The sequence below is a fragment of the Tepidiphilus olei genome, assembly GCF_006980705.1.
Lineage (GTDB): Bacteria > Pseudomonadota > Gammaproteobacteria > Burkholderiales > Rhodocyclaceae > Tepidiphilus > Tepidiphilus olei.
Genome location: NZ_SBHO01000010.1, coordinates 39,109 through 54,816 on the forward strand (window position 1 = coordinate 39,109; position 15,708 = coordinate 54,816).

Annotated in this window: 15 protein-coding genes; 10 read left to right on the forward strand and 5 right to left on the reverse strand. The window is 61.8% G+C overall.

The genetic code is table 11. The features are described 5' to 3' along the window. Nucleotides 1-96 precede the first annotated feature (96 nt). Nucleotides 97-861 (forward strand): glucose 1-dehydrogenase, encoded by a 765-nt coding sequence (locus EPD80_RS10040; RefSeq protein ID WP_142811493.1) that lies wholly within the window; start codon nt 97-99, stop codon nt 859-861. A gap of 15 nt (nt 862-876) precedes the next feature. Beyond that, nucleotides 877-2,037, forward strand: a complete 1,161-nt coding sequence (locus EPD80_RS10045; RefSeq protein ID WP_142811495.1) for an acyl-CoA dehydrogenase family protein — start codon at nt 877-879, stop codon at nt 2,035-2,037. 86 nt (nt 2,038-2,123) lie between these two features. Here the strand turns inward: EPD80_RS10045 and EPD80_RS10050 are convergent, their stop codons facing one another. The 4 genes from EPD80_RS10050 to EPD80_RS10065 are packed head-to-tail and all read right to left on the reverse strand — an operon-like array spanning nt 2,124 to nt 7,781. Continuing rightward, a complete protein-coding gene (locus EPD80_RS10050) occupies nt 2,124-4,235 on the reverse strand; it encodes a dipeptide ABC transporter ATP-binding protein (RefSeq protein WP_142811497.1) in 2,112 nt (703 codons plus the stop codon). Continuing rightward, nucleotides 4,210-5,172: an ABC transporter permease gene (locus EPD80_RS10055; protein WP_142811499.1), complete on the reverse strand. Its 963-nt coding sequence runs from the start codon at nt 5,170-5,172 to the stop codon at nt 4,210-4,212. Before EPD80_RS10055 ends, EPD80_RS10050 begins: the two co-directional genes overlap by 26 nt. After that, nucleotides 5,169-6,149 (reverse strand): ABC transporter permease, encoded by a 981-nt coding sequence (locus EPD80_RS10060; protein WP_142811501.1) that lies wholly within the window; start codon nt 6,147-6,149, stop codon nt 5,169-5,171. The genes EPD80_RS10055 and EPD80_RS10060 overlap by 4 nt, the downstream gene beginning before the upstream one ends. Before the next feature lie 54 nt (nt 6,150-6,203). After that, entirely contained in the window at nt 6,204-7,781 is a 1,578-nt protein-coding gene (locus EPD80_RS10065; RefSeq protein ID WP_142811504.1) for an ABC transporter substrate-binding protein, read from the reverse strand. Between the two features lie 215 nt (nt 7,782-7,996). Here EPD80_RS10065 and EPD80_RS10070 point away from each other — a divergent pair, with 215 nt between their 5' ends. The 8 genes from EPD80_RS10070 to EPD80_RS10105 all read left to right on the forward strand — a co-directional run bounded on the left by EPD80_RS10070 (nt 7,997) and on the right by EPD80_RS10105 (nt 14,753). Further along, nucleotides 7,997-8,890, forward strand: coding sequence for an NAD(P)-dependent oxidoreductase (locus EPD80_RS10070; RefSeq protein WP_142811505.1), 894 nt, complete (start codon nt 7,997-7,999; stop codon nt 8,888-8,890). 97 nt (nt 8,891-8,987) lie between these two features. Beyond that, nucleotides 8,988-9,788 carry a phosphatase PAP2 family protein gene (locus EPD80_RS10075; protein WP_142811507.1) on the forward strand — a complete coding sequence of 267 codons (801 nt, stop codon included), beginning with the start codon at nt 8,988-8,990 and terminating at the stop codon, nt 9,786-9,788. Further along, complete coding sequence (locus EPD80_RS10080; protein ID WP_142811509.1) at nt 9,785-10,396, forward strand: YqiA/YcfP family alpha/beta fold hydrolase; 612 nt, start codon at nt 9,785-9,787, stop codon at nt 10,394-10,396. The genes EPD80_RS10075 and EPD80_RS10080 overlap by 4 nt, the downstream gene beginning before the upstream one ends. Nucleotides 10,397-10,560: 164 nt before the next feature. Next, nucleotides 10,561-11,010 carry an OsmC family protein gene (locus EPD80_RS10085; RefSeq protein ID WP_142803842.1) on the forward strand — a complete coding sequence of 150 codons (450 nt, stop codon included), beginning with the start codon at nt 10,561-10,563 and terminating at the stop codon, nt 11,008-11,010. Nucleotides 11,011-11,024: 14 nt separating this feature from the next. Then, nucleotides 11,025-12,368, forward strand: coding sequence for a quaternary amine ABC transporter ATP-binding protein (locus EPD80_RS10090; RefSeq protein WP_142803843.1), 1,344 nt, complete (start codon nt 11,025-11,027; stop codon nt 12,366-12,368). After that, the gene (locus EPD80_RS10095) at nt 12,365-13,234 is read left to right on the forward strand and encodes an ABC transporter permease (RefSeq protein WP_142811511.1); all 870 of its coding nucleotides are present in this window, start codon (nt 12,365-12,367) and stop codon (nt 13,232-13,234) included. Before EPD80_RS10090 ends, EPD80_RS10095 begins: the two co-directional genes overlap by 4 nt. Next, on the forward strand, nt 13,231-14,103 hold the full coding sequence (locus tag EPD80_RS10100) for a glycine betaine ABC transporter substrate-binding protein (protein ID WP_142811513.1): 873 nt from the start codon (nt 13,231-13,233) through the stop codon (nt 14,101-14,103). Before EPD80_RS10095 ends, EPD80_RS10100 begins: the two co-directional genes overlap by 4 nt. An 11-nt stretch (nt 14,104-14,114) precedes the next feature. Then, nucleotides 14,115-14,753, forward strand: a complete 639-nt coding sequence (locus tag EPD80_RS10105) for a trimeric intracellular cation channel family protein (RefSeq protein ID WP_142811514.1) — start codon at nt 14,115-14,117, stop codon at nt 14,751-14,753. On the opposite strand, the gene EPD80_RS10110 is transcribed toward EPD80_RS10105, so the two are convergent. Next, a complete protein-coding gene (locus EPD80_RS10110) occupies nt 14,741-15,682 on the reverse strand; it encodes a CysB family HTH-type transcriptional regulator (protein ID WP_142811516.1) in 942 nt (313 codons plus the stop codon). The genes EPD80_RS10105 and EPD80_RS10110 overlap by 13 nt on opposite strands. Between the last annotated feature and the right edge of the window lie 26 nt (nt 15,683-15,708).

The window sequence follows — 15,708 nt, forward strand, 5'->3', positions numbered from 1 at the left end:
ATAACGAAACGCGGCATTGAAGCACAATCGGTTTCTCGTGGCAACAGGATAAAGTTTTCGGTCACCAACACAACAATGAGGAGTAGGAGCATGGGTATGAAAGGCTTACGCGACAAAATCGCAGTGGTCACCGGCGGTGGCAGCGGGATCGGGGCAGCCATTTGTCGCCGTTTCGCCGAAGAAGGAACGGTGGTGGCGATACTCGACCTCAATGGGGATGCCGCCGAGCAAGTGGCGGCGGAAATTCGTGCCAGCGGAAGCAAGGCCAAAGCCTACACGGTCGACATCAGCGTGCAAGACCAGGTACAACGCACGATCGAGGCGGTCGAAGCAGAGCTTGGCCCCATCGACATCCTCGTCAATAACGCCGGCTGGGATCGCGCGGCGCCCTTCCTCAAAACCGACAAGGCCCTGTGGGACAAAGTCGTGGCGATCAATCTCTACGGCCCACTCAACATGCACCATGCCGTGCTGAGCCGTATGGCACAACGCGGCAGAGGGCGTGTCGTCAACATCGCTTCCGACGCGGCACGCGTGGGTTCATCGGGCGAATCGGTCTATGCGTTTTGTAAAGGCGGGTTGGTCGCGTTCTCCAAGACGATCGCCCGTGAGCTCGCCAAACAGCAGATCAATGTCAACGTCGTCTGCCCAGGTCCCACCGACACGCCCCTCTTTCGTAGCTTCGGTGAAGGCGAGCAAGGGGAAAAGCTACGCGCGGCCCTGATCCGTGCCATTCCCTTCGGCCGTCTCGGGAAACCGGAAGATCTCGCAGGCATCGTCGTTTTCCTCGGCAGCGACGAAGCCTCTTTCATCACCGGTCAGGTCATCAGCGTCTCCGGTGGTCTGACGATGGTGGGTTGAAAAGGGAGAAACGCGATGGTTCGCGACCAGGAAACCCTGTCGCTACTGCTCAATACGGTCGCGCGTTTCGTGCGCGAGCGCTTGGTACCGGCCGAGGCGGAAGTGGCGCGCACCGACCACATTCCGGAGGAGATCGTCGCCGAGATGCGCCGCCTGGGGCTCTTCGGCCTGACGATCCCCGAGGAGTACGGTGGGATGGGGCTCACGATGGAAGAAGAGGTACAGGTGTACTTCGAAATGGGGCACACCTCACCGGCCTTCCGCTCCTACTTCGGCACCAACTGCGGCATCGGCAGCCAGGCGATCGTCATCGACGGGACGCCCGAGCAGAAAGCGCGCTATCTGCCCCGCCTCGCTTCGGGTGAGCTCATCGGCTCCTTCGCTTTGACGGAGCCAGGTGCCGGATCGGACGCGGCAAGCCTGAAGACGACGGCGGTGCGCGAAGGTGACCACTACGTGCTCAACGGCACCAAGCGCTTCATCACCAACGCGCCGGAAGCCGGCATCTTTACCGTCATGGCGCGCACCGACCCGATGAAAAAGGGAGCCGACGGCATCTCGGCCTTCATCGTCGAGCGCGACACGCCGGGTCTGTGGGTCGGCCCGCCCGATGTCAAGATGGGTCAGCGCGGAGCGCACACCGCCGACGTCGTCTTCGAAAACTGCCGTGTGCCGGCCGAAAACCTGATCGGCGGTGTCGAGGGCCAAGGCTTCAAAACGGCGATGAAAGTACTCGACAAAGGGCGCATCGCCATCGCCGCGACGGCGGTCGGCGTGGCCGAGCGCATGCTGCAGGATGCGCTGCGCTACGCTTGCGAACGCGAGCAGTTCGGCAAGCCGATCGCCGAATTCCAGCTGGTACAAGCGATGCTCGCCGACAGCCAGGCCGAGATCTACGCCGCGCGCTGCATGGTGCTCGATGCCGCGCGCCGGCGCGACGCCGGGGAGAACGTCAACCTGCAGGCGGCCTGCGCCAAGATGTTCGCCACCGAGATGTGCGGTCGAGTGGCCGACCGGGCGGTGCAGATCCACGGCGGCGCCGGCTACATGGCCGAGTATGGCATCGAGCGTTTCTACCGCGACGTGCGGCTGTTTCGCATCTACGAAGGAACGACGCAGATTCAGCAGCTGGTGATTGCGCGCAATCTGATCCGAAAAGAAAAACTCTACGGGTGAACCGTCCCTGGTGCGACCCGTGGTGGAAGGATCACAACGGGTCGGCCGCATGCAGACGATGATCCATGGGTCTTTCGCCAGGGTTGTCAGACGATACGCCCCTCCGCCACGGCGTGACAAGCCACCTCACTGCCTTCGCTCCTGATGGTCAGAACTGGTACTTCGCGCCGACAACGATCGAAGGCGTGGGGGCATCGCGGATGGAAGGCACAACCTGAAGGGGGATGTATCGGATTGGGTACTTCGCCCTCGATCATGGTGCGCCGCTTGCCCGTCCCCTCCAGGGAGGGCACCGCGTCTAACAGCATCCGCGAATAAGGGTGATAGGCGGTGGCAAAGAGCCGATCCGATGCAGCAACCTCGACGATGCGTCCTAAATACATCACGGCAATGCGGTCAGCCATATGTTTGACCACTGCCATGTCGTGGCTGATGAACAAATAGGTGAGACCATACTGCTGCTGCAGATCCTTCATCAGGTTGAGGATCTGCGCTTGGACCGAAACGTCCAATGCAGAGGTAGGCTCATCGCACACCAAGAACTCCGGCTCGTTGGCCAAGGCGCGGGCGATGGAGATGCGTTGGCGCTGGCCGCCTGAGAACTCGTGAGGATAACGTAGCGCATCCGCCGCTGACAGCCCTACCTGCTCGAGCAGTTTGCCGACGCGGCGACGGCGGTCGACATCGGACATTTCCGGACGAAAATAGCGCAACGGCTCGCCAATGATGGCACCCACCCGCCACAGCGGATTGAGGCTGGCGTAAGGATCCTGGAAAATCATCTGGAAACGCTTACGAACCGCCGCGGCCCGACGCCCAGAACGGCGAGCCAGATCGGTGATCTCTTCGCCGGCGTAAAACAGCCGACCGCGCGTCAAGTCGTAGAGACCCACGATCAAGCGTGCCAAAGTCGATTTCCCGCAGCCAGACTCCCCTACTAAAGACAAGGTCTCACCGCGGCGGATAACCAAACTCACGCCATCCACGGCCTTCAGCGTTACCCTCCCGGTACGCTCCAGCACCCGATTGATCCACGGTTTGGAGACATCGAAATGACGCACCAAGTCGATGGCCTTCACCAACACCTCGCCGGCGGGTCTCGGTGTCGATGAAACCAGTACTACACGCTCACCCCCCTGTGGCTGACGACGCACAACGGGGGCTTCTGGATCATGGAGCCAACAAGCGGTCAGGCTGTCACCCGAAGGAATCAATTCCGGGCGCTCGCGGCGACAACGCTCGGCGGCATGGGGACAACGAGGGTGAAAAGCACAGCCAGAAGGGATCGCTGCCAAACGGGGCATGGCCCCTTCGATCTGGTAGAGGCGTTCGCGCCGCCCATCGAGCCGGGGAATGGCCGCCATCAGCCCTTCGGTATAGGGATGACGGGGACGATGGATCACCTCATTCACAGGGCCGATCTCGATCAACCGACCCGCATACATCACGGCAACCCGATCTGCGTTTTCGGCAATCACCCCCATGTCGTGGGTAATCAACATCACTGCCGCGCCCCGCCCGGCACAAAGCCGTTTGAGCAACCCCAGGATCTGCGCCTGCACCGACACGTCCAGTGCCGTGGTGGGCTCATCGGCGATGATCAGCTGCGGTTGGGCCGCCAGCGCCAAAACGATCACCACCCGCTGGCGCATGCCGCCAGACAACTGATGCGGATAGCTGTCGAAACGCGTCTCCGGAGCAGGAATACCCACCTCGGCGAGCAGATCAAGGGCGAGCGCTCGGGCCTGCTTCTCATTCAGGGGCAGATGGGTACGGATCGTTTCCACCAGCTGGTCACCGATGGAGAAAAGAGGGTTGAGGCTGGTCAGAGGATCTTGGAAAATCATGCCGATATGACGGCCACGCAACCGAACGAAGTCATCTTCTGGCAGGTTGTCGATGCGTCGCCCGGCCAGGTGAATCTCACCGCTGGCGATACGCCCGGGGGGCTCGAGCAAACGGATCACCGCGTTGCCGATCATAGACTTACCAGCCCCTGATTCGCCCACCACACCGAGGACTTCACCCGGGGCGATATCGAAGGAAACATCGTCGAGCGCCACCAAATTGGCATGGCGGACGGGGAACTCCACCCGCAGATGGCGCACACTCAGAATGGGCCCTTCGCTGCTGGCACTTTGGCGATCCTCAGTGCGGTTCGTGGAATTCGGCTTATCGGAGCTTGGGGTTGAGGACATCACGCAACCAATCTCCCAGCAGGTTGACGGAGAGCGCCAGCATCAAGAGAGCCAAGCCGGGGAAGAGGAGAATCCACCATTCTCCCGAAAACATGTAATCCTGGCCGACCCGGATCAAGGTACCCAGACTCGGTTGGGTGGGTGGCATACCCACCCCCAAAAACGACAGCGTCGCTTCGGCAATGATGGCGAGCGCCAAGCCGATGGTCGCGATCACCAGGACTGGACGCAGTACATTGGGCAGGATGTGCTGGAAGAGGATGCGCACGTCCGGCAGACCGATCACGCGCGCCGCCTGCACGTATTCCTTGTTTTTCTCCACCATGGTGGTGCCGCGCACGGCGCGGGCAAACTGCACCCAGTCGGAAAGACCGATGGCAATGATCAGCACGATGATGGCGGCTTCGGCATGCAGGGAACGCGGGAGAAAGCCACGGATCACCCCAAAGATCAGCAGAGCCATCAAAATCGACGGAAAAGTGAGCTGGATGTCGGCAATGCGCATGAGCAAGGCGTCACGCCAACCACCGCGAAAGCCTGCCACCAGACCTAGAGTGGTTCCCAGCACCAAGGCGAAGAGCACCGAGGCGAAGCCCACCAGCAGCGAAATGCGCGAACCATAGAGGATCGCCGAAAAGACGTCGCGCCCTTGGCCGTCACTACCCAGCAAGTAGAAGTTTCCGGTCAACTCCGAAGTAGTCAGCGGCGGGGTGAAAGCGTCGATCAGATGCAGCTGTCTCGGATCGAAAGGGTTTTGCGGCGCGATCCAGGGCGCGAAGACGGCGCCAGCAAACATCAAAAGGGTTACCAAGCTTGCCACGATCACCACCGGTTGCCGCTTCCAGGAGTAGACGATGTCGCTCGCCAAAAACGCCTGCAGTCGGCTGGGCGCCTCGTGCCCCTTCAAACCGTGCGCGGGGTCGTCCGAGCGGCTCATTTGCTCCCTCCTGGTACCCTAAGGCGAGGATCGACTACGTAGTAGAGCAGATCCACCACCAAATTGATGAGCACGAAGACCAAAGCGATCATCATCAGGTAGGCGGCCATCAACGGGATGTCGACGAAACGCACGGCGGTGATGAATAAGGCCCCCACCCCGGGCCACTGGAAGACCGTCTCGGTGATGATGGCGAACGCGATGATGGTGCCGAGCTGCAGGCCGATGATCGTAATCACGGGAATCAGGGTATTTTTCAGCGCATGGCGCAGGTTGACCACCCGTTGGGGCAGTCCACGTGCTCGAGCAAACTTGATGTAGTCGGTACGCAATACCTCGAGCATCTCGGCCCGCACCAAACGCATGATCAAGGTCAGCTGAAAAAGCCCCAGGGTGATGGCTGGCAGAATCAATGAGCGGAGGCCACTAGCAGTGAGCAGCCCGGTGGTCCACCAGGACCCGATGCGCACCGTCTCGCCGCGACCAAAGGCGGGTAACCAGCCCAGATTGACGGCGAAAAGGTAGATCAGCAGAACACCGATCAGAAAAGTGGGCAGCGAGACGCCGATCAGCGACACGGCCATGATGAATTTCGACAACAAGCTACCGCGCGCGATGGCCGTGTAGACGCCGAACACGATACCCAGCACCACAGCAAAAATGGCCGAAACGATGGCCAGCTCCAAGGTGGCAGGCAGGCGCTCGAGGATCATCTCGGTCACCGGCCGCGCCGAACGATAAGAAATGCCGAACTCCAACTGAACTGCATTGACGATGAAATTCCAGAACTGCACCACTACCGGTTGGTCGAGCCCGAGCTGGGCACGCAGCGCAGCGCGATCGGCCTCCGTCGCCTCTTGGCCCAACATGTTGAGTACCGGATCACCGACGTAGTGAAACAAAGAAAAAGCGAAAAGGGAGACCATCAACATCACGAAGATGGCCTGCAATACGCGCTGGATGAGAAATGCTAGCATGGGATCATCGTGTCGGCCCCCAACCGGGGGCGGCCCGAGGGGGTATTGCGCCGATCAGCGTTTGAACTTCAGGTACTTGAAATGCGGCGTATTTTCGCTTTGCACCTTGAAGTCGATGTTGTCACGCATCGACCAGGTGAGCATCTGGTGGTGAATGGGAATGTAGACAATATCGGCATGGACGATCCGCCATGCCTCCTCCATCATGGCGTTGCGTGCATCGACATCGATCTCACGCCCCATGGCCACAGTTAGTTCGTCCACCCTCGGGTTGGAATAACCCGTGAAGTTCCAGGTGCCGCGGTCTCCTTTTTTCGTATGGTAGAGATAATTGAAGACGTACTCGGAATCCAAGGTTGGCACTCCCCAGCCCAGCAAGTAAAAATCATATTCACCTCGCGCCAACTCAGCAAAGTGGAGGGAACGGGTCTGAGCCACAAGATCCACCGTAATCCCGATGCGGGAAAGCATACTAACCACCGCTTGACAAATCTGCTCGTCGTTGACATAGCGATCATTGGGGCAGTGCAAAGTTACGCGGAACCCATTGCCGTAACCTGCCTCTGCCATCAATTTCCGCGCCCGATCGAGATCCGCAGGAACCACTCGGTCGAGATCTTTGGGGTAACCGTTAACGAAGGGGGGAACGATCACTCCGGCGGGTTGAGAGTTACCTCGCATCACCGTTCGCTGAATGGTCGTAGCGTCCACGGCCAGGTTGATCGCTTCGCGTACTCGACGGTCGGCAAAAGGGTTGTTCTTGGCATTGCTAGTGCGCAATCGGGGGGAGCCCATATCCATGCCCAAGAAAATGGTGCGGTTTTCCGCTCCTTGCTCATTCCTGATTCCAGGCACGTTCCCCAGACGCCCAATGTCCTGCACCGGCGTCTCCTGAAGCAAATCCACCTCCCCGGAGAGGAGGGCCGCCACTCGGGTCGCCGCCGACTCGATGGGGGTGAAGATCAGCTCAGAAATCTCCATTGGAAAGTGCTTGATTCCCCAATAGCTATCGTTACGAACCAACACCGTGCGCACGTCGGGCTCGCGACTCTTCACACGAAAGGGACCGGTGCCGTTGGCATTGCGTACTGCATAGGTTTCCTCTCCGGCGGCGTAGTTTTGCGGATTTTCGACGCCATGCTGTTTGGCCCACTCTCGACTCATGATGAAGAGGTTCGTGAGATTGTTGGGCAACAGGGGGTTGGGTGCCTCGGTCTCCACGTGCACCGTGTAGTCGTCAGCTGCACGCACCTCCTTGATGGAAGTGAGCAAACCCCGCATGTCGGAATACTCGTGACGCGCCCGATTCAACGAGAAAACCACGTCGTGAGCGGTCAGCGCCTGGCCTTCATGAAAGCTCACCCCTCGACGGATCTCGAATACCCACACACGGGGGTTGTCCGGCTGAATGTACCATTTGGTGGCCAACCCAGGCTGTAGAATCAAATCCATGTCCCGGAAAACCAAGGTATCAAAGATCTGGTGGTTGAGCGCATGGGTCGGGCCTTCGTTCTGGGCGTGAGGATCCAATGTCAAACCGTCGGCAGAACGGGTCCAGCGCAGAGGCTCGGCAGCAGCAATCGCTACCGTGGCAACCGCTAAGGCGCAGGCAAACACTATGTTCTTGAGCATCGGTCGTCTCCCCTTATTCGGCAAACATCGCATGAGGCACGTCGCTTTTAGCACTCTAGCAGCCAGAAGACGCAGAGGCAATAATCACCGCACAACCCGCACGACCAATAACAGTCCTCAATGGCTGCGTTCCCGTGTTCGTATCCGTTCCTCACCAGCAAACCTTCCCCCGTTCGGCTATCATGATTTCACTCTCTCCAGAGGAGATCGTCGTCATGAAGATCGCTTTTCTCGGTCTCGGCCGGATGGGATCCGGCATGGCACAGAACCTGCTCCGTACCGGCCATACGCTCGTCGTCTATAACCGCACGCCGGAACGGATGCAAGCTCTGGTAGCGCAAGGCGCCAAGCCGGCGCCTAGTCCCGCGGAAGCGGTTCAGGGCGTGGATGCCCTGGTGACGATGCTCGCCGACGATGCGGCCGTGGAAACGATGCTCTTCGGTGCGAATGGCGCCTTTGCCGCGCTACCTGCCGGCGCGATCCACGTCTCGTCGAGCACCTTGAGTGAAGCCTTCGTCATCCGCCTCACCGAAGAGCACGCCCGTGCTGGGCACGGTTTCGTCTCCGCACCCGTGTTTGGTCGCCCCGAGGCGGCCGCGGCGGGCAAGCTGCGGGTGGTGGTAGCCGGCGCACCGCAGTTCGTCGAACCTTGTCGCCCGATTTTCGAGGCGATCGGGGAAGCGGTACATGTCGTCGGCACGCAACCGCAACTGGCCAACGTCGTCAAACTCGCGGGCAACTTCATGATCATGGCGCTCATCGAGGCGCTAGGCGAATCCTATGCTCTGATGCGCAAAGCGGGCGTCGAACCGCTCCAGTTTCTTGAAATCATCAACGGGCTCTTCCGCTCACCAGTCTACGAGAATTACGGTCGCCTCGTGGCCGAAGAGCGATTCTCTCCTGCTGGATTTACGGCCAAGTTGGGGCTGAAGGACGTGCGCTTCGTGCTCGCTTCGGCCGAACGCGCCGCGGCGCCCATGCCGATCGCAAGCCTCGTGCGTGACCGCTTCCTCGCCCTGATGGCCCAAGGCGGCGAGGCGCTCGACTGGGCGGCGCTCACCCGTATCGCGGCGATGGAGGCGGGTCTTGCCGCTCCGTCGGACCGCTGACTGCACGGAAGGTGACCCCCACTTCGGGGGAATCGGTGTCGCGTCTACAATCGCCCCATCCGACCGAGTCCGGTCCAGGGTGGAAGGGCGAGCATCGATGGGAACGGGAACCTATCGAGTCAAGGAATTCGGGGTTTGGTTGCATGAGGAGGCACCGCGACCGGCGCTTGGGTTCGCCGCCGGCGCGGCGCTGATTTTTCTCGGCCTGCTGGGCACACTGGTCTTCGGCGTGCCCCCCGCCATGGACGAGGCAGTGTTCCGCACCCTGCAAGGCTGGCGCACGCCGGGGCGCGACGGCGTGATGGTGCTCTTCACCGGGTTCGGCGATCAGGGCATGATCCTGCCGGTGGCGGCGCTGGTACTCGCCTGGCTGGCGGCGCATCGCCTATGGCGCAGTGCGGCCTGCTGGCTGCTGGCAGTCGGCGGGGCCGAGCTCGCCACGGCGGCGCTCAAGCTCGTCCTGCACCGGCCCCGTCCCGGGGCCTTCTTCAGCGGCGTCGAGCAGTATTCCTTCCCCAGTGGTCACGCGCTCATGGGGGTGACCGTCTATGGCCTACTCGCCTGGTTCATCTACCACCAGGCCGGCACCCGGTTACGGACCGCGACGATCGCGCTGACCGTACTGCTGCTCGCACTCATCGCTTTCTCCCGGCTCTATCTCGGCGTACATTGGTGCTCCGACGTGCTCGCCGGCCTCGCTTTCGGCCTCTGTTGGGTCACGTTCGTGGCGTTACTCCATGCCTTTTACGGTCGCGAGGCGATCCCCTCCGCCCGGTGCGCCCGCGCTGCCGTGGCGATCTTCGTCGTCGTGGGCGCGGTGCACGTCGGCCTGCACCATGAGACCAACCTGGCACGCTATGCGCAGGTGGTTGCGCAAGACCAAGGAGTTGCACCATGATTCTTTATCTCCACGGTTTCCGTTCCTCGCCCCAGTCGGTGAAAGCGCGCGCGCTCGCCGCGCACATGGCGGCCAAAGGGCTCGCCGACTCGTTCCGCTGTCCCCAGCTGCCGGTCGCCCCGGCCGAGGCGATGGCCATGTTGCGCGAGGAAGTGGCACGACTCGCCGAGCAGGCGGGACGGCTGCCGACGGTGGTGGGGAGCTCACTGGGCGGTTTCTACGCCACCCGGCTCGCCGAAGAACTGGGCGTGCGGGCGGTGGCGGTCAATCCGGTCGTCCATCCCTCGCGGGGGCTTTCCGCCTACGTCGGCCGGCTCACCAACCTCTACACCGGCGAGCCCTTCGAGTGGACGCCCGAGCACGTCGCGCAGCTGCGTGCGCTGGAGCGCGACCGTCTGGAACATCCCGAACGGATCTGGCTGATGGTGGAGCTAGGCGACGAACTGCTCGATCACCGACAGACCATCGCCTTCTATCAAGGCGCAAAGCAGACGGTACTCGAAGGGGGGGATCACAGTTTCACGCGCTGGAATGACCATCTCGACGAAATTCTCGTCTGGGCAGGGTTGATGCCGGAAGGAAATGCCGGAAAAGCTGAGCGCTCGTGAGGTAATCGTCGCGAGCGGAGCAATAGCGAGGCGCACGAAGTGCAGTGACTGGGCCTTTCTGCGTAGACGAACGAGGAGCGAGCACCGCGCAGCAGATTGATTCACCGGTTCTGACGCCCGTCGGTGCTACCATTGACTCCGCCCATTCATCGGAAGGAGCGATCATGGAAGAAAAAAACCCGCCCAGTGTCAGCCTGCGCCAGATCGAAGGGTTCCAGTTCGAAGTGCGTTTTGGCGAAGATATGCCGGTGCTACTCACCGACGAGCCGCCCCCGCTGGGCAAGGGCACGGGTCCCACGCCTACCCATCTACTGCTCTCGGCCGTGGGCAACTGCATGGCCTCCAGCCTCTATTTCGCCCTGACGAAGTTCAAGAACGACCCGAAAGGAGTGCGCGCCGAGGCGAGTGCCGAGCTGGGACGCAACGAAGCGGGCCGTTTACGCGTGCGCCGCATCGACGTGCGCCTCGAAATCGGCGCCCCCGCCGCCACCCTGCAGCATCTGGACCGCATCCTGGGACAATTCGAGGAATTCTGCGTCGTCGGCCAGAGCGTGGCCGCCGGCATCCCGGTGATGCTCAGCGTCTTCGATGGCGAAGGGTTGCAGTTGAAATGAGCTCCGAAGCACCGATGCCGACCGATTCCTCGCACCAAGCGCTCGCACCCAAGATTCGCCTGGAAAAAGTCAGCAAGATCTTCGGGCGACATGCCGATCAGGCGCTCGATTTACTGGCCCAAGGGTTGGACAAGAAAACGGTACAGGAGCGTACCGGAGTCGTGGTGGGGGTCTACGACATCTCTCTGGAAATCGCCGAAGGAGAGATTTTCGTCATCATGGGGCTATCGGGCTGCGGCAAGTCCACGCTGTTGCGCCTCATCAATCGCCTGCATGAGCCGACCACCGGCAAAGTCTTCATCGGCGAAGAAGACATCACGGCCATGGGGGCCCGTGAGCTGCGTCGCCTGCGTCGCAACGCTTTTGGCATGGTATTCCAGAGCTTCGCCCTGCTGCCGCACCGCAATGTACTCAGCAACGTCGAATTCGGTCTCGAGTTGCACGGCGTGGCCCGCCAGGCACGGAGAGAACGGGCACAGCAGGCCATCGAGACGGTGGGATTGAGCGGCTACGAGCACAAATATCCCGACGAGCTCTCTGGCGGCATGCAGCAGCGTGTCGGGCTCGCACGAGCACTGGCGGTCGATCCGCAAATCCTTTTGATGGACGAAGCTTTCAGCGCGCTCGATCCGCTCATTCGCGGACAACTACAAGACGACCTCATCGCGATCCAGGAGCGCATGGGCACGACGGTGGTGTTCGTATCGCACGACCTGGACGAGGCGATCAAGATCGGCACGCGCATCGCCATCCTGCGCGATGGGCGCTTGGTGCAGGTAGGCACCCCGCAGGAAATCCTCGCTGCACCCGCCGACGACTACGTGAGCGCCTTCGTGCGGGGCGCCGACCGAACCAAGGTGCTCACCGCCGCCGACGTCATGCTGCCGTTGCACACTTTCGCCCATTTGCGTGATTCGCCCCGGGCCTTGTTGCGCAAAATGCAGCATAGCGGTTTCAGCGGCCTGATCGTGCTCGACAATCAGCGCCATCCCTTGGGTTACGTCGAATTACGGCAAGTAATCGAGATGCGAGACCAAACACGCCTCGAAAGCTCCGCCTTGCGCCCCCTTCCCTGTGCCACTCCCGAGGAGCCTTTGTCGGAGCTCATTCGGCGATCCAACGTCGAAGGCTCTCCGATGGTCGTGTGCGATACCAAGGGACGGGCCATCGGCGTCATCGACAAAACCACCTTGCTGGCAGCCTTGGCACAACAGGGAGAGACGGACGAATCCACTGCCGCGACGGGGGAGCAAACCGCCGAGCAGCCGGCCTGCGCGCCGCCAACACCCCCCGCATCCGAACGAAAACCCTCGTCCGAGGAGTCGCAAGTACCTGTGGAACGCGAGGACAAATCATGAAGGAATTCGCCCCCATCCCGCTGGGTGAGTGGGTGAGCGATGGTATCGACCGGCTCACCCGCGAATACGCCACAGCCTTCGACTCGATCAGTTTCGTGATCTACGAGTTGATCGATGCCTTGCAAAGCGGCCTGCACGCCATTCCTGCGCCATGGTTCATCGTTCTCCTTTCTCTGCTCGCCGTGCTCGCCGCGGGATGGCGACGCCCTGGCGGCTGGGGGTTGGGGCTTTTCACCCTGGTCGGTCTGGGCTTGGTATGGAACCTGCGCTTGTGGGACGATCTCATCACGACGCTCTCACTCGTGCTCGCCAGCGAAGCCTTGGTGCTGCTCGTGGGCATCCCCTTGGGCATCGCCTCCGCCAAAAGCGCCATGGTGGAGCGCATTCTGCGCCCGGTGCTCGACGTGATGCAAACGATGCCCGCCTTCGTCTACCTCGTGCCCGCGGTGATCTTCTTCGGGCTCGGCCTGGTGCCAGGCGTGATCTCGACCACCATTTTCGCCCTCCCACCCCTCATTCGCCTAACCAGCTTGGGTATTCGGCAAGTGCCTCGTGAATTAGTCGAAGCCGCACTGGCTTTCGGGGCCACGTGGTGGCAGCTGCTCACCAAGGTCCAGGTTCCCGTCGCCCTTCCTGCCATCATGGCAGGCGTCAATCAATCCATCATGCTCGGTCTCTCCATGGTCGTGATCGCTGCCATGATCGGCGCCGGGGGGCTGGGTAACGTAGTGCTCGAGGGCATCACCCAGCTCGACGTCGGCAAAGGATTCGTCGGCGGGCTTGCCGTAGTCATTCTCGCCATCGTCCTAGATCGCATCACCCAGTCCATGGGGAAAATCTATCAGCAAAAGGGGAAACCGCGATGAAACGACGTCACTTCCTGTTCCTGAGCTCCGCGGCTGCGCTTTCCTCGTTCGTGCCGCGCGCGTTCGCCCAAAGCGCCACCGTCCGGATCACCTACGTGAAGTCCTGGCCCGACAGCAACCTCAATACGAATATCGCCGCTCAAATCCTGCGTGAACATCTGGGGCAGTCGGTGGAGCTGATCAACACCGACGCCGGCCCCATGTGGGCAGCCGTTGCCACCGGTCGGGCCGATGCCACGCTGACGGCATGGCTTCCCAATACCCACCAGGTCTACTGGGAACGTTACAAGGATCAGGTGATCAACCTCGGTCCCATCACCGAGGGAACCTGGTTGGGCCTGGCCGTACCCGACTACGTCCCGATCGACTCGATCGAAGATCTCGATGCACATGCCGATCGTTTCGGCCGGCGCATCGTCGGCATCGAAGCCGGCGCCGGCATCATGATCAATACCCAACAAGCGATCGAAGCTTATGGCATAAAAAACCTGCGTTTGATCAACAGCTCCACTCCGGCCATGCAGGCCGAACTCGCCCGAGCGGTGGCTCGAAAGCAGTGGATCGTGGTCACGGCCTGGACTCCCTTGGGAATCTGGGCGCGTTTCCCACTCAAACAACTCGCCGACCCCAAGAACATCTATGGTGAGCAAGGGCATATCGATGCCGTGATCCATCCGAGCCTTCAGGAACGCTCACCTGAGACCGTGGAATTCCTGCGACGTTACAAGATGCCGCTCGAAGAACTCCAGCGTATGATGCTCGCACTCGATGAAGGCCAAGCGCTCGAAATGGTGACCCAGGAGTGGCTGGATCGCAATCGCGCCACCGTAGAGCAGTGGGTTGTCGAAACGAAAGCCGCCGTGGGTTGAATGAGGGTTGAATGACGCTCATTCAATGGCTCGACTACGCGGGGGTGGCGGTGTTCGCCCTCTCGGGCGGCATCACCGCGGCGCGCAAGCGGCTCGATCCCGTCGGCTTCGCCCTCATCGGCACGGTGACCGGCATCGGCGGGGGGACGCTGCGCGACCTGCTGCTCGATCGCCCCGTCTACTGGATCACGCAGTGGGAATACCTCGTCATCACCGTGCTCGCCGCCTGGGTGGTATTCTTCTGGGGACGTTTCGCGCCGCGCCCGGCACGCCCCGTGCGCTGGAGCCGGCTGCTCGACTGGGCCGACGCCGTGGGGCTGTCGGTCTTCGCCCTCATCGGCGCGCAGGCGGCGCTCTCGGCCGGGGCCAACGGCTTCATCGCCGTGGTCATGGGCATGATGACGGCGAGCTTTGGGGGGCTCTTGCGCGACATCCTCTGCAACGAGATCCCCATGATCTTGCACCGTGAGATCTACGCCTCCGCCGCCGCGGCCGGGGCCGCGGTCTACGTTTTGGGGCTACGAGCCGGCTGGCCCCACGATCCCACGCTCGCCGCCGGTGCCGGCACGGCCCTCGCGCTGCGCGGACTGGGCATCACGCGGGGCTGGCATCTGCCGGCCTATGAGGGCGGAGCCCGTCACAACCCATAATCCTCCCCGTCCCCCCGTAGCGCCCGCTCCACCACGTCGCGTTTGAGGTGCGGCGCGAAGGCTTCGATGAAAGCGAAGACGAATCCGCGCAGGTAGGCATCACGCAGGATACCGATGCGCGTCGTGTTCGATTCGATCAGATGCCCCAGGTCGCGGCAGACGAGGTCGGCGTCGGCCGCGGGGTCGAAGGCCATTTTCGCCAGGATCCCCACGCCCAGGCCCATGCGCACGTAGGTCTTGATGACGTCCGAGTCGAGGGCGGTGAGGATCACCTCCGGCCGCAGGGCGCGGCCGAGGAAGGCCTTGTTGATGTGGTTGCGGCCGGTGAAGGCGCCGTCGTAGGTGATGACGGGGTGCCGGGCGATCGCCTCCAGCGTGAGCGGCTCCAGCGTGGCGAGTTCGTGGCCTTTGGGCACGACCAGCGCATGCGTCCACTGGTAGCAGGGGAGCTCGACCAGCTCGGGGAAATCGCTGATCCCTTCGGTGGCGATGGCGAGATCGGCCTCGCCGGCGATCACCATCTCGCACACTTGCCGAGGACTGCCCTGGTGCAGGGAGAATCGCACCTTGGGGAAACGCTCGCGAAAGTTGCGGATCACCGTCGGCAGCACATAGCGCGCCTGGGTGTGGGTGGTGGCGATCGACAGCACCCCCTCGTCGGCGCGCGAGAATTCTTCCGCCACCGCGTGCAGGTGGTTCATGTCGCGCAGCATGCGCTCGCAGATCGCCACGATCTGGCGCCCCGGTTCGGTGAGCGCGGTGAAGCGCTTGCCGTGACGCACGAAGATGTCCACGCCCAGCTCCTGCTCGAGGGCGCGGATCTGCTTGGAGACGCCGGGCTGCGAGGTGAAGAGCGCATCGGCCGCCTCGGACACGTTCAAATTGTGCTGCACCACTTCGACGACGTAGCGAATCTGCTGCAGGTTCATCACCGCTTCCTAATAACCGACGGTTA

Excerpts from the sequence above, each read along its gene's own strand:
- EPD80_RS10110 (WP_142811516.1), bottom strand. The coding sequence starts at position 15,682 with ATGAACCTGCAGCAGATTCGCTACGTCGTCGAAGTGGTGCAGCACAAT.
- EPD80_RS10060 (WP_142811501.1), bottom strand. The coding sequence starts at position 6,149 with ATGCTAGCATTTCTCATCCAGCGCGTATTGCAGGCCATCTTCGTGATG.
- EPD80_RS10100 (WP_142811513.1), top strand. The coding sequence starts at position 13,231 with ATGAAACGACGTCACTTCCTGTTCCTGAGCTCCGCGGCTGCGCTTTCC.
- EPD80_RS10090 (WP_142803843.1), top strand. The coding sequence starts at position 11,025 with ATGCCGACCGATTCCTCGCACCAAGCGCTCGCACCCAAGATTCGCCTG.
- EPD80_RS10040 (WP_142811493.1), top strand. The coding sequence starts at position 97 with ATGAAAGGCTTACGCGACAAAATCGCAGTGGTCACCGGCGGTGGCAGC.
- EPD80_RS10050 (WP_142811497.1), bottom strand. The coding sequence starts at position 4,235 with ATGTCCTCAACCCCAAGCTCCGATAAGCCGAATTCCACGAACCGCACT.
- EPD80_RS10045 (WP_142811495.1), top strand. The coding sequence starts at position 877 with ATGGTTCGCGACCAGGAAACCCTGTCGCTACTGCTCAATACGGTCGCG.
- EPD80_RS10075 (WP_142811507.1), top strand. The coding sequence starts at position 8,988 with ATGGGAACGGGAACCTATCGAGTCAAGGAATTCGGGGTTTGGTTGCAT.
- EPD80_RS10065 (WP_142811504.1), bottom strand. The coding sequence starts at position 7,781 with ATGCTCAAGAACATAGTGTTTGCCTGCGCCTTAGCGGTTGCCACGGTA.
- EPD80_RS10080 (WP_142811509.1), top strand. The coding sequence starts at position 9,785 with ATGATTCTTTATCTCCACGGTTTCCGTTCCTCGCCCCAGTCGGTGAAA.
- EPD80_RS10085 (WP_142803842.1), top strand. The coding sequence starts at position 10,561 with ATGGAAGAAAAAAACCCGCCCAGTGTCAGCCTGCGCCAGATCGAAGGG.
- EPD80_RS10095 (WP_142811511.1), top strand. The coding sequence starts at position 12,365 with ATGAAGGAATTCGCCCCCATCCCGCTGGGTGAGTGGGTGAGCGATGGT.
- EPD80_RS10105 (WP_142811514.1), top strand. The coding sequence starts at position 14,115 with ATGACGCTCATTCAATGGCTCGACTACGCGGGGGTGGCGGTGTTCGCC.
- EPD80_RS10070 (WP_142811505.1), top strand. The coding sequence starts at position 7,997 with ATGAAGATCGCTTTTCTCGGTCTCGGCCGGATGGGATCCGGCATGGCA.
- EPD80_RS10055 (WP_142811499.1), bottom strand. The coding sequence starts at position 5,172 with ATGAGCCGCTCGGACGACCCCGCGCACGGTTTGAAGGGGCACGAGGCG.